Below are 12,933 nucleotides of genomic sequence, written 5' to 3' on the forward strand. Positions count from 1 at the left end.
GGCTTTGACCACCCGTCACCATGACGCATCTGATCCCCGCCACCTCACCCGGCCGCGTCACACGCAAGGCGCGCAAATATGCAGCTGATATCGCGCGCTTGCGGCTGCTGGGCTACACGCTGGACGCGATTCGACAGGCCCTCGCCGACGCGGGGGTACAGGTGAGCATCTGCACGGTATGGCGAGAGGCGAAGCGTGTTGACGCGCGGGCGGTGGCCGCGCCGCAGGCAGTGCGCCTTCCATCCCAAAGTTACCTTGCCGGCCAACAAACGCTTGCATCTGCGACCGTTCGCCCTCCGCCACAAGCCGCATCGCCGGTCGATGCAGCCCCACCCGCCCTTGCCCAGTGTTCAGGCAAGGATCTCGCGGAGGCCTTTGTGAACATGCAAATCACCAATCCGTTCTTTCGTCGAAAGGGGTAGATGATGAAAATCGCGGTCATCAATTTCTCTGGGAACGTCGGTAAGTCCACCATCGCGCGTCATCTGCTGCTGCCGCGAATTCCTGGCGCTGAGCTGCTGTCTGTCGAAAGCCTGAACGCGGGCAACGAGGACGCTCAGGTGATTCGGGGCCGGCAGTTCGGCGAGCTGCAGGAGTACTTGCAAACGATCGACAACGCCGTCGTCGACATCGGCGCCAGCAACGTCGAGGACCTGCTGGCCTTGATGCACCGCTACCGCGGCAGCCACGAGGACTTCGATGCCTTCGTCATTCCGACCGTGGCGCCAATCAAGCAGCAGCAGGACACCATCGCCACACTAGTTGACCTTGCAGGACTTGGCGTGCCGGCAAGGCGGATGAAGATCGTGTTCAACATGATCGAACACGGCGATGAGGTGGAGGCGGTCTTCTTCCCACTCTTGGCATTTCTGCGGGAACATCAGATCGCACCTATGAGTCTGGATTGCAGGCTGCCATTCAATGAGATCTATAGGCAGTCACCAGGACAGAAGGTCGATATCTTCAAGCTGGCCGAGGACAACACCGACTACAAGGCCTTGATCGTGAAAGCCACGGACTCCATCGACAAGCTCCAGTTGGCGCGCAAACTGGCCGCACGAAGATTGGCGATTGGCGCGATCCCTCTGCTGGACGCATGCTTTGCAGCCCTCGGTCTGGCGGAACTTGTCGAACCGGGTGACGAACTTGCAGTGAACGCCTCATGAAAGATCCTGGCATGGCTCGCGAAGCCCTGATCGTCGAGGTGCTCGGCGATATGGCGGCATTGCTAGACCGTATCGAGAAGCTTGGGCCGGCCTTGGCTTCGACCGCAGGTGCAATCACTCTGGCAAGCACAAAGCTCGAAGCTCAAGCGGCCTCGATGGAGGCCCGCATGACCACGCTCGCCGCGCTTACCCAGGAGCAGGTCGTCAAACACATAGCACGCCGAACGACTGAACTTGTGCGCAGCGCGGCCGAAGCCGAATCCCGGTCGATGGCGGCCTTCGCGCGCGCATTGCTCCACGCGGAGCTGAACCCAGCACTGCGAAGCCTCATTCAGTCGGCCCAAGCCTGCGCTGCGAACAACGGCAACCGCGCCGGCAGTGGCCGCACGCTGTGGTGGGCTTGTGCCGCCACAGCGGCAGGATCGTCGATCCTGACCTGGGCGCTGGCAACCCTTGCACTGACCCGGTAGTCAGTGCGGCATGCAGCGGATGAAGACACCCTCAAGTTGAGGAAGCACGGCGCAGACGACACACGAGTCGGGTGCGAAGGCAACACCGGCTCGGTGGCGGCGCGAGCACGGCGGGCAGGCGTTCAGCCGCCGCCGCGCCCGCGCGGCGCCTGGGCCGGCGTACGTTTCGCTCGCCAGCTCAGCAATGTGCCCCCAACGTCTCCGCGTCTCCCAGTCTCTGGTTCTGTGGATGGGCGGACAGGCTTGATGCCAGGCCATCAGGACCCAGCGACACGCTGGATCCGGAGCCGAATCCAGCGTGCCGCAGCTGCATCAAGCCTTCAGCTTGCGCATTTCCTCGGCCAGCATCCACAAGCCGCGATTGAGGCTGACGCCGCGATCAATGCTCCCGACCGGCCGGGTCTGGATGCGCTTGCCCTGCGCATTGCGCCCAGTCTGCCCGCCTCGCATGACGTTCTCCTGCACCCGCTGGAACGTCGTCCACAGGCTGCGGCCAGTATCCTCGGCACGGCGTGGCTGGGTCAGTTGCTCGGCCGTCACCGGCGCCTGCAGTTGCTCACCCGTCGTTTCGCTCAGCCGCTCGCCGAAGCGCAGTGCCAGTGCGGCCTGAGCAAACGCAAGCTCTTCGCGCTGCCCGAGCTGCAATGACTTCATCGCATCGCTGTGTTCCTCGACTTCCTCGAACTCGTCCAGCACCCGGAAAGCGCCCTCGATGACCTCGCCCTGGATGTTGCCCTTGTGCGGGATGCGGATGTCCTCGACCACGTCGCCAACGACAAGACCGTTACAGCAGACGAAGCGGAACATACCCGCCAGCATCTGGTAGGAGCTGGCACCGTCGTGGCTGTTGATGAGAATGATCTCGTTGGCCTCGGGCTTGGTCTGGACTTGGCCCGCATGGCGCATGCGGATCAGGTGTTTCGTGAACTCGGCCTTGCCTTCGATGCGGCTGGAGCCCTGCGCAACCATGAAAGGCTCGAAGCCCTCCTTGCGCAGGCCGCGCAGCACCTCGATGGTTGGGATATAGGTGTAGCGCTCTGAGCGGCTCACGTGCTTTCCTTGCGCAAAGATCGACGGGGCGGCAGCGCGCATCTGATCTTCACACAGCGGCTGATCGCCGCGCAGGACGCGGGCACCGCGCGAGAAACGGGTGGCCAGGGTTGGGGTGGTGGCGTACATGATGGATTCCTTCAAACGTTGAGGTCGGTTGGGATGCGTGTCGATGGACTGAGAAGAGAAGGCAAAAGGACGCGCACCGTTGCCGATGCCCGCCCTGTTCGCTCAGGCCTCGGACTTTGCGGGCTCGCGGGCCGGGCGACGCGTGCCACTGCCGGTCTTGCGGGTGCTGCCCTCGGATGCAGGGCGTTCAGAGTGGCGGTCTTCGGAGGGGCGTTCCGCCGTACGACGGGCATCGGACTCGGCGCGGCTGTCCAGATAGTCCAGCTCCTCGATGGTGAAGGCCCAGCCATAGACCGTGGCGCCGTCCTTCTCGTAGTTGTTGTTCTGCAGCCGGCCGACGATGTTCACGTGCGAACCCCGCTGCAGATACTCTGCGGCGTTCTCGGCCTGGGTGCCCCACAGCGTCCATTGGATGGCGGTCGCCTTCTGCTCGCGCGCATCGCCGGAGCCGCGCACGGTGTTGCTGATGGCGGTCACCGTGCCCTTGGCGATCTTGCCTTCCCGACCGGGGACGAACTCGATGCGAACCGGGCCCGCCAGATGGGCGTTGCGCTGGATGATTTGAACGTTGGCCATGATGATCTCCTTGCATGAGAGCCCAGCCGGGCTTCGTGCTGAAGGCCCTGCAAACTGATCCTCTCGCTTGGACTCCTCGCTCCCGCCCACGGGCGGGCGGGGGGTGGGCATGGCCCCTTCCCTCACGGGAAGGGGTGGGGGATGGGTGGGGTTCTTCCGCTGCCGAAGCAGCGAGCCGGTTTCCCGGCCCACCGTATTGAGATCCCCCCACAAGTCCCCCTCACCTGCGGATGGGGGCGCCGTGGGGGGAGCGCGGTGGGGCGACCGGCGCACAGGCAGCCCCACACGGGCGACGCAGCAACGCGGCCGATGTGCCAGCTCGCCTGGCGCAGCGGTTGCCGCGAAGTCGCCTTCAGCGACTTGAGCAGCGGCGGCCCTGCGGCCGGCGTGACACCAAGGGAGCCGCAGGCGAGCGACTGGCGCGACGGTCGAGCCGCTGCGAGCACTTCACAGCGGCCCGGCTCCGGGCATGGCGGGTGACCGGGGTGGCGATCTGGCCGGCAAGGCGCGCAGCGCAGCTCATCAGGGCCGGCCTGTTCGCCAAGCGGGCCCGTCGCGCGCAGCGCGAGGGAATAGGCCCGCGGACACGGGCACGGGAAAGGGCCGCTGCACCTTAGGCTCCGCAGGAGACGAAAACAACGTGCTGCCGGGGCGGGTCCGTCCCCGCCCCGGCGTACTCAGGCTTGCAGCCGAAGCGCAGCCGGCAGCCAGCGCTTGCCCGACAGCAAGGCTTCGGCCTTGCTGACCGCCTCGCCCTTCTTGAGCTTTGCCAGCGTCGCAGCGGCTGCCCCCTCGCCGGCTTCCGTCAGCGCCTCGGCGATCAGCGACTTCGGCACGCGGCCGAGATAGCTCTCGCCGCTCACCACCCACCAATCAGCCATGTCCAGCTCGACCGCCGCAGCGAGCGTCTGTGCCGGCTTTGCCTGCGGCGAGCCGTGCAATGCACTGGCGGTGAGTGCCGCGCACAGCGTCAGCAGCTCGACCAGTTCGCCCACCGGCTGCTCCAGCAGGTAGGACAGCAGCCCCGAGGGCTCGGACGGCACCTTGTTGCGCCATGCCTGCACCAGCTCGGTCAACTGCTGATGCGCCAGGTCATTCACCAACGTCGGCTCGATCTGCGCCAGCGACCAATTGCAGCTCTGCACGCTGACGCCGAGCGCTGTCGGGGACTCGTAGCGTGAAGCAGCGCCGTCGTAGAGCAAGGGGGTCGCCATCGCGTGCGCCAGCGCAGCCAGCGCCACACCGGGCTTGCGCACCAGCGCGACCTGCAACGCCTCCGTCTTGTGGGCCGTCAACTGCCTGCGCAGCATTTCGGAGAGGCCGCAGCCCTTGGCAGTTTCGCTGTCCTCTGCGTGCTCACCGGCCCGTGAGCCGGCATGGACGTCGACCGGCCCGCCCACCGCCCGCGCGGCAGCATCGCGTGCCTTGCGATGGTCCTCCTGGCGGATCAGATGGCGGGTCAGCACCGGTTCACCCGCATGGCTCAGCGACAGCAACGCGCCAGCCATCGCAGCGACCTCGGGGGCGCAACAGGCCAGCGACGACTCGATGTCGTTGATCCGGGCCTGCAAAGCCTCGGACTGCGCTTCCAATGCCTCGATCTGCGCCCCTTCCTCACTTTGGTCGCTTTGGTCTTCTGCATCGTCGTCCTTGTCGTACAAGGCTTCGACCTGCTGATCAATCTCGTCCTGAGCGCGCTGCAGCTCATCGAGCGCGTGGGCCTGCTCGGCGGAAGGCTCGCGCCGGCTCGTCGGCGCCTTCTGGTATCGCTGCCGAACCGTGTGGTCATAGTCGAAAGCCACATCAACCCAGGGCCAGCCGTCCTTCTCGCACAGTTCGGCCGCTTGGGTCTTCAGCTTGTCCAGCGCCATGCGCTGCATCAGCTCGGGGTCGCCAATATGGGCTGCGCTGCCCTCCTCGTCGGCGAACAGATCGCGGACCACATGTCCACCGGCCGCCTCGTAGGCCTGGATGCCGACAAAGCGCACCAGATGGCCACGCACGCCCTCGCCCAAGATCACCTGCCGCAGCGCGGCGGGACTGCGGTTGAAGACCGGCAGGCATTCCCAGACGCTCTCCTGTTTCTCATGGGTGTCTGCCAGCGACAGCGCCATCAATTGATCCATGGTCACGTCGCCCGCACGGAACAGTGCAAACAGCTTGGGAGTCACGGTGGCGAGCTTCAAGCGCCGCTTGACGGTCAGCGGCGTGAGTCCGAAGCACAGGGCAATGTCATCGATACCGGCGCCGGCGGTCACCATGTCCGCGAAGGCCTGCACCGTGTCAGCAATGCTCATCGGCTTCTGGCCCTGGTTCTCGGCCATGCTGACCGCGATGGCCCGGTCGGCCGGCACCACGGCGCACAGCACTTGCTCATCCAGGGTGATGTGCCCGCGCTTGACCAGGAGGTGCAAGGCCCGCAGCCGCCGCCCGCCCGCGATCACCCCATGCGTGTAGATACGGTGTTTGTCCTTGCCCTTGCCCCGCCGGGCACTGTCGTACGCCAGCACGGTCAGGTTTTGCAGCAGGCCCTGGGCGGCAATCAAGTCGGCCAGTTCCTCGATCTCCGCCTCGGTCGGCGAATCCTTTCGCACATTGCGCTCATCGATGCGCAGGCCGCGCAGCGGCAGATAGGCCAATACGGCCTCCTGCTCCCCCGCCCGCAGGGCAATGCCTGCTCGCCGGTGAGTCTCGGGAGGTGCGGAGGGAACGTCCGCCTCCAGGCTGTTGCTGCTGCGGTTCGTTGGGGTTGCTGTCTTGCTCATGGCACGCCTTTCTGCGTTGGTGGTGGGGAAATCTGCTCACTGGAGCCGTCTCGAACGGGTCTTGAGCGCAGAGGCGTGCCAAAGGCAATGGCGGGCCCGCAGGCCGCAGCCCGCAGTGCGGCGAAGCCAAACGAAGGGACCGGGTGAGGAGCTCGGGCGCAGCCGCACGGTTGCCGCCGGCACGCCGCTGCGCTACCGGTCGGGACAAGGACGGCTCCGGAGCAGATCGACAGAACTCCGCCACCGCGAAGGCGAGCAAGGACAGCGCTCAAACCCCCGGCGAAGCGCAGCACGCCGCCGCCTCAGCGACGGCACCTCCACCGCGCAGCGGTGCTGATCCATTCAGAACAAGATCGGGCGCCCGTAACCGGACAACATCTGCCTATCCGCACCCGCTGGGACGGCTTAGGGCATGTCCTTGGAAGGCTAGAAAATGCCTTGCTACCCAATACGCGCAGCGCTTTGAGCTGGGCCTGCAGCGCGACCACGCAAGCGAACGCCAGCGTTGATCGGGCTGCCAATTTGAACTACTGGTCCACTCATGCAACTCTTCCATCCAGAACTCAACACGGCGTCAACTGCACAGCCTGCATTGCTTCCATGAACGGCGCGGCACCGCCATGCGCAGCTATGCAGCGGCGGGATGACTGCCCTGGCCTCGCGACCACGGAACAGTAGAAAGGGGCGTTGCGGCGTGAGGGCGTCGTGAAGAACGCGTGAAGACGAGGCGAATATCGCCCCTTCAATGGCTCTCGATCAGGCTCGCCCCTGAGTCGCCGAGATTCGCCACTACCGTCCGGTCCGAAGCGATTGACAAACCCGCGCCTCGGGCATCGGCTTTGCTGTCAACCCGCCAAAGGACTGATCCTGACCCGGTGCTTTGCACCACGCCTCAACAAGAACACCGCCGGAATCAGGAACAAGGACAACAACGGCGCGCTGACCATGCCGCCGAGCATCGGCGCCGCAATCCGGCTCATCACTTCGATGCCCGTGCCACTCCCCCAGACGATGGGCACCAGGCCGGCGAGGATGACGGCCACCGTCATGGCCTTGGGGCGCACGCGCAGGACCGCACCGTCGCGTATGGCCTCCAGCAGCAGCTCGCGCGTCATAGGCCGGCCGGCCGCTAGCCGCGCCTCGAGCGCGTGGCGCAGGTAGATCAGCATCACGACGCCGAACTCGGCCGAGACACCGGCCAGGGCAATGAAGCCCACGCCGGTGGCGATCGACAGGTTCATCCCCATCGCGTAGAGGAACCAGATGCCTCCGGTCAGCGCGAAGGGCAAGGTCGCCATGATGAGGACAGCCTCGTCCAGGCGCTGGAAGGTCAGGTAGAGCAGCACGAAAATGATGAGCAAGGTGGCCGGTACGACCACTTTCAGCCGGGCATTGGCGCGCTCGAGATACTCGAACTGACCGGAGTACGCAACGCTGACGCCGGGTTCCAGCCGCACCGACTGCGCCACGGCAGCGCGCAGATCCTTGGCCACCGCGGCGAGGTCGCGGCCGCGCACGTCGACATAGACCCATCCCGAGGGCCGTGCGTTCTCGCTCTTGAGCATTGGCGGCCCGTCCGTCAGATTGACCTGCGCCACCGTGCCGAGCGTGATCTGTTGCCCCATCGGCGTCAGGATGGGCAGCGTGGCAAGGCGTTCCGGCGAGTCGCGCCATTCGCGCGGGTAGCGCAGATTGATCGGGTACCTGGCCAGACCCTCGACCGTCTCGCCGATGTTCTCGCCACCGACGGCGCCCGACACGATGGCCTGCACATCGGCCACGCTGAGGCCGTAGCGCCCTGCTGCGGCGCGGTCGATGCGCACGTCGATGTAGCGGCCACCGGTCAAGCGCTCGGCCAGGGCGGAAGACACGCCCGGCACGGTCTTGGAGACCTGCTCGATGGCAGTGGCGATGCGGTCGATGGCAGCCAGGTCGGTGCCGGAGACTTTGACCCCGATCGGACTCTTGATGCCGGTGGCCAGCATGTCGACCCGGTTGCGTATCGGCGGAATCCAGATGTTGGCCAGCCCCGGGATGCGCACCGCCCGGTCCAGTTCCTCGACCAGTTTCTCAGGCGTCATTCCGGGGCGCCACTGCGCGCGGGCCTTCAGCTTGATCGTGGTCTCGAACATCTCAAGCGGTGCGGGATCCGTGGCCGTCTCCGCGCGGCCGGCCTTGCCGAACACGCGCTCCACTTCGGGCACCGTGCGAATCATCCGGTTGCTGATCTGCAGCAGCTCGGACGCTCGCTGAGCCGACAGTCCCGGCAGCGCCGAGGGCATGTACAGCAGGTCGCCTTCGTCGATGCTGGGCAGGAACTCGCCGCCCAGATGCATCAGGGGCCATGCCGTTGTCAGGAGAACGGCCGCGGCCAGTGCCAGCGTTGCCTTGGGCCATCGAAGCACCCATTCGAGCGCCGGGCGATAGACGGCAATGAGTGCTCTCGTGATCGGGTTCTTCTGTTCGTCAGGGATGCGGCCACGTATCCAGTAGCCCATCAGCACCGGAATCAGTGTGACCGAGAGTCCCGCTGCTGCTGCCATCGAATAGGTCTTGGTGAAGGCCAGCGGCCCGAAAAGCCGCCCTTCCTGCGCTTCCAGCGTGAAGACCGGGATGAAGGACAAGGTGATGATGAGCAGCGAGAAGAACAAGGCCGGGCCGACTTCTTCGGCGGCCTCGGTGATGACGCGCCAGCGCTCAGGCCCCACCAGCTCTTGGCCGGGGTGGGCATGCTGCCAGGCCTCCAGCTTCTTGTGGGCGTTCTCGATCATCACGACGGCGGCATCGACCATCGCGCCGATGGCGATGGCAATGCCGCCCAGCGACATCATGTTGGCGTTGATGCCTTGGTAGCGCATCACGATGAAGGCCGCCAGCACGCCCAGCGGCAGCGAGATGATGGCCACCAGGGCCGAGCGCAGGTGCCAGAGGAACACCGCGCAGACCAGGGCCACGACGATGAACTCTTCGCCGAGCTTGTAGGTCAGGTTGTCGATCGCCCGCTCGATCAGAGCGCTGCGGTCGTAGGTGGTGACGATCTCGACCCCCTTGGGCAGGCTGGCCTGCAGCTCGGTGAGCTTCTTCTTCACCGCTGCGATGGTCTCCTGCGCGTTCTTGCCCGAACGCAGGATGACCACGCCGCCGGCCACCTCGCCCTCACCGTCCAGCTCGGCGATGCCGCGGCGCATCTCCGGCCCGACCTGGACGGTGGCCACGTCGCCGAGCCGAATCGGCACGCCGCCCCGAGCGGTTAGCGTGACAGCGCGGAAGTCATCCAGAGTCTTCAGATAGCCGCTTGCTCGCACCATGTACTCGGCACCGGCCAGCTCCAGCACGGAGCCGCCGGCCTCCTGGTTGCCCGCGACCAGCGCCTCGCGTACCTGGGCCTGTGTGATGCCGAAAGCGGCCAGCTTCGTCGGATCGAGGACGACCTGGTACTGCTTGACCATGCCGCCAATGCTGGCCACTTCGGCCACATTCGGCAGGCTCTTCAGCTCGAATTTCAGGAACCAGTCCTGCAGCGAGCGCAACTGGGCCAGGTCGGTCTTGCCCGTACGATCAACCAGTGCGTACTGGAAGATCCAGCCGACCCCGGTGGCGTCAGGCCCGAGCGCGGACCTGGCCGTGGCCGGCAGCCGCCCCTGCACCTGGTTCAGGTACTCCAGCACGCGGGAGCGGGCCCAGTACAGGTCCGTGCCGTCCTCGAAGAGCACGTAGACGAAGGAGTCGCCGAAGAACGAGAAACCGCGCACCGTCTTGGCCCCGGGCACGGACAGCATCGTCGTCGTCAGCGGATAGGTGACCTGGTTCTCGACGATCTGCGGCGCCTGGCCGGGATAGCTGGTGCGGATGATGACCTGCACGTCGGAGAGGTCGGGCAAGGCGTCGATCGGCGTGCTGCGCACGGCCCAGATGCCCCAGGCCAGCAACATGGCCGTGGCCAGCAGCACGAGGAATCGGTTGCCCACCGACCAGCGGATCAGGCGCGCGATCATGGCTTTCCTCCTGACGCGGCTGTGCCGACTGCGACCCGTTGGATGGAAACGATCACATAGTCACCATCTCGCTTGGAGAAGCCGAACTGCACGAGTTGACCGGTCTTCAACCCGGCTGCCAAGGTCGGCTTGTCGAGTTTGAATCCCATCGTCATGGCCGGCCAGCGTAGTGCAGCAATTGGCTCGTGCGAGAGCATCAATTGCTGGTCGCCAATTTCGGTGATGGATCCCCTTGCGCTATAGACCTCGACCGGACCTTGATGCTGCGCTGCGCTCGATGCGCCCGGAGCTTCAGGCAGAACTGCCGCGGCTGCCGGCGTCACGCCTCGCATGCTGGCTTCCGAATCGATCAGGAACTGCGCCGATGCAACGACTTCCTGCCCGACATCAAGCCCGCTGCGAAGCACTAGCCAGTCGTCGATTTCGCGCTCCACCTGAACCTCGACAGGCCGGAATCGCCCGGGAGCATCGACCACATAGACCAGCGCGCGCTTGCCGGTGCGGATCACCGCCTCGCTGGGCACGACCATTTGCATGCGGCTGGCACCCAGCAGACTGGCCTGACCGGACATGCCGGCTTTCAGGCGCTGCCGGGGGTTGGGCAGTTCCAGCCTGACCTTCAGGGTGCGGGTGTCCGGGTTGGCCTCGGGCAAGACACTGACGACCCGTGCTTTCAGGATTTCGGCACCGAATGCCGCCAGACGCAGTTCGGCCGTCTGACCCACGCGGACCGATCCCGCCTGCGCCTCTGGCACGGCCACGTCGAACCAGACCGTCGACAGTCCGTTCAGTCGCGCCAGGCTCATGCCGGCCGACACCGTCATGCCTTGCCGCACCATCAGTTCAGCGATCAAACCACCCTGCGGCACAACAACGGTGTGCCGCGCCTGAACCTGGCCGCTGCGTTCCACCGCCGCGATCACATCTTCCGCCATGCCCAGCAGCGTCAGCCGCTGCCGGGCAGCATCGGCCAGCGCTGCATCTCCGAGTGCCCGGACCGACAGGTACTCGCGTTGCGCCGCCACCCAGTCGGGCAGCAGCAGGTCGACCAGGGGCGCGCCGGAGGCAATCACGTCGCCGGGAGCCCGCGCATAGACTTTCTCGACAAAACCGCTGGAGCGCGCCTGCACGACGCTCACCTCGCGCTCATTGAGCTGCACGGTACCCACGGCTTCGACATGGCTGCTCAACTGGCGCTGCTCGACCTTGGCTGTGCGCACGCCCAGCGATTGGACGGCCTCGGCGCTCACGGTCACTCCAGGTGCGTCCCCTCCGGCCTCGTCGGCGTACCTGGGCTGCAACTGCATGTCCATGAAGGGCGACTTGCCGGGCTTGTCGAACTTCTGCGTCGGCACCATGGGGTCATACCAATACAGCACCTTGCGTTCGGATGGCGCGGAGCCATCGGGAGCAACATCGGGCACCGGTGTCCAGCGCGCAATCGTCCACCCCAGCCCTGCGCCGGAGGCCACCAGGATCAGCGCGACCATCACTTGTCTTGTTCTCATGGCTTACTCCTCGCTCAACGAATTCAGGCGGACTTGCAGCAGGCTGCGCTGTGTCTGCAGTTCGATCAGGCGCATGCGCTGCTCCAGCAGCTGCGAGCGCGCCGCAAGAACGGCCCCCAGGTCGGACTTGCCCGACTGGTAGCCGCTCATGCTCAGGGCCAGCCGGTCTTGCGCCAGCCGCAGCCCGTCCGACTCGATGCGAGCGATCTGACGATCGAGCGCCTGCAGGTCCGCCAGCTCTTCGTCCAGTTCCTGGCGGTGCCGGCGCTCGGCCTCCTCGCGCTCGGCGTCGATCCGTTCGGCATCGCGCAACTTGGCCGCAATCGCCGGCTGCTGGCGACGGTCCTTCTGCCAGGGCAGGTCAAAGCTGAGCTGGAACGACACCATGTCGCCCCACTGGCGTCCGCGGCGGCTGTAGGCCACTTCCCAGGCCCAGTCGCCACGAGACTCCGATTGAGCCTCGCGCAACTCCGCCCTTGCCATGGCTTGCATCGCCGGATAGGGGGCCAGTTCAGCATGCTGGTGGAGGCGTGCGCGCAAGGCCTCGGGCTGCAGGGTGGGCGCGGGTACATCACCATCCAGTGGCTCGTCACCCTGCGGCCCAACCAGGCGGCGCAAGGCCGCGCGCGCCTTGTCGGCGTCGCGCTTCAGTTCATCCGCGCGGTCGGCCAAGGTCAATGCTTCCTGCCTCGCCATCAACAGGTCGGTGGCGGACGCGCTGCCGTCGGCAATGCGCGCGGGCAGCGTCTGCTGCAAGCGCTGGTTTTCAGCCAGCAACTCGTCGAGGACGGTACGCCTGCGTTCAGCAGCCTGCACACCGATCCAGGCCGTGCCAAGCGCAAGTCGCAGTTGCAGGCGCTGCACCACCAGCATCGCCCGCTCGCGCTCGGCGCGTGCCAGGCCGACATCGACGCGAGCATCTCGCTTGGCGCGGTTGGGCACTTCCTGCATCAGGCCGATGCGCTGCATCGTCATGAAGTCGCGCGTCAGGCTCCAGCGGTCCATGCCGCCGGTTGGCAGGTTCTCGACGCCCACGGTGAGCCGGGGATCGGGCAACGCGCCTGCCGCGCCTTGGGCGGCGATGGCGCTGTCCACGGACGACTGTTGCGCGCGCAGCGCGGGGTTCTGACGCTCGGCTAGGCTCAGAGCCTCGGCATAGTTCAGGGCAAAGGCTGGGGCTGCCAGCTGGAGGCTGGTAGCCAGGAGCAGCAAGGGGCGCAGGCGGCGCGCCCTGCGCAAAGCAGGAGATGACATGGCAGTCCTCGGAAGGGAAG

9 protein-coding genes are annotated in these 12,933 nt (G+C 66.0%); 3 read left to right on the forward strand and 6 right to left on the reverse strand.

Features of this window, described 5'->3' with window-relative positions; genetic code table 11:
* The first annotated feature begins 20 nt into the window (after positions 1–20).
* The 3 genes from ABT392_RS11280 to ABT392_RS11290 are packed head-to-tail and all read left to right on the forward strand — an operon-like array spanning position 21 to position 1,636.
* A complete protein-coding gene (locus tag ABT392_RS11280) occupies positions 21–422 on the forward strand; it encodes a hypothetical protein (protein ID WP_334275934.1) in 402 nt (133 codons plus the stop codon).
* Entirely contained in the window at positions 423–1,166 is a 744-nt protein-coding gene (gene stbB, locus ABT392_RS11285) for a StbB family protein (protein WP_464970977.1), read from the forward strand. It abuts the gene before it with no gap.
* A gap of 11 nt (positions 1,167–1,177) precedes the next feature.
* A complete protein-coding gene (locus ABT392_RS11290; protein WP_464970978.1) occupies positions 1,178–1,636 on the forward strand; it encodes a hypothetical protein in 459 nt (152 codons plus the stop codon).
* A gap of 312 nt (positions 1,637–1,948) precedes the next feature.
* On the opposite strand, the gene ABT392_RS11295 is transcribed toward ABT392_RS11290, so the two are convergent.
* The 6 genes from ABT392_RS11295 to ABT392_RS11320 all read right to left on the reverse strand — a co-directional run bounded on the left by ABT392_RS11295 (position 1,949) and on the right by ABT392_RS11320 (position 12,913).
* On the reverse strand, positions 1,949–2,815 hold the full coding sequence (locus ABT392_RS11295; RefSeq protein ID WP_334275937.1) for a DUF932 domain-containing protein: 867 nt from the start codon (positions 2,813–2,815) through the stop codon (positions 1,949–1,951).
* Positions 2,816–2,917: 102 nt separating this feature from the next.
* Positions 2,918–3,391, reverse strand: a complete 474-nt coding sequence (locus ABT392_RS11300) for a single-stranded DNA-binding protein (RefSeq protein ID WP_334275938.1) — start codon at positions 3,389–3,391, stop codon at positions 2,918–2,920.
* Positions 3,392–4,068: 677 nt separating this feature from the next.
* Positions 4,069–6,156 carry a ParB/RepB/Spo0J family partition protein gene (locus tag ABT392_RS11305; protein ID WP_334275939.1) on the reverse strand — a complete coding sequence of 696 codons (2,088 nt, stop codon included), beginning with the start codon at positions 6,154–6,156 and terminating at the stop codon, positions 4,069–4,071.
* A gap of 845 nt (positions 6,157–7,001) precedes the next feature.
* On the reverse strand, positions 7,002–10,151 hold the full coding sequence (locus ABT392_RS11310) for an efflux RND transporter permease subunit (protein WP_334275940.1): 3,150 nt from the start codon (positions 10,149–10,151) through the stop codon (positions 7,002–7,004).
* Positions 10,148–11,659: an efflux RND transporter periplasmic adaptor subunit gene (locus ABT392_RS11315; RefSeq protein WP_334275941.1), complete on the reverse strand. Its 1,512-nt coding sequence runs from the start codon at positions 11,657–11,659 to the stop codon at positions 10,148–10,150. Before ABT392_RS11315 ends, ABT392_RS11310 begins: the two co-directional genes overlap by 4 nt.
* 3 nt (positions 11,660–11,662) lie before the next feature.
* Complete coding sequence (locus tag ABT392_RS11320; protein WP_395385751.1) at positions 11,663–12,913, reverse strand: TolC family protein; 1,251 nt, start codon at positions 12,911–12,913, stop codon at positions 11,663–11,665.
* Between the last annotated feature and the right edge of the window lie 20 nt (positions 12,914–12,933).

The organism is Paucibacter sp. JuS9 (assembly GCF_044043925.2).
Classification (GTDB): Bacteria; Pseudomonadota; Gammaproteobacteria; order Burkholderiales; family Burkholderiaceae_C; genus JAUASW01.

Coding starts and splice junctions, on each gene's coding strand:
- ABT392_RS11280 (WP_334275934.1), top strand. CDS start 21: ATGACGCATCTGATCCCCGCCACCTCACCCGGCCGCGTCACACGCAAG.
- stbB (WP_464970977.1), top strand. CDS start 423: ATGATGAAAATCGCGGTCATCAATTTCTCTGGGAACGTCGGTAAGTCC.
- ABT392_RS11290 (WP_464970978.1), top strand. CDS start 1,178: ATGGCTCGCGAAGCCCTGATCGTCGAGGTGCTCGGCGATATGGCGGCA.
- ABT392_RS11295 (WP_334275937.1), bottom strand. CDS start 2,815: ATGTACGCCACCACCCCAACCCTGGCCACCCGTTTCTCGCGCGGTGCC.
- ABT392_RS11300 (WP_334275938.1), bottom strand. CDS start 3,391: ATGGCCAACGTTCAAATCATCCAGCGCAACGCCCATCTGGCGGGCCCG.
- ABT392_RS11305 (WP_334275939.1), bottom strand. CDS start 6,156: ATGAGCAAGACAGCAACCCCAACGAACCGCAGCAGCAACAGCCTGGAG.
- ABT392_RS11310 (WP_334275940.1), bottom strand. CDS start 10,151: ATGATCGCGCGCCTGATCCGCTGGTCGGTGGGCAACCGATTCCTCGTG.
- ABT392_RS11315 (WP_334275941.1), bottom strand. CDS start 11,659: ATGAGAACAAGACAAGTGATGGTCGCGCTGATCCTGGTGGCCTCCGGC.
- ABT392_RS11320 (WP_395385751.1), bottom strand. CDS start 12,913: ATGTCATCTCCTGCTTTGCGCAGGGCGCGCCGCCTGCGCCCCTTGCTG.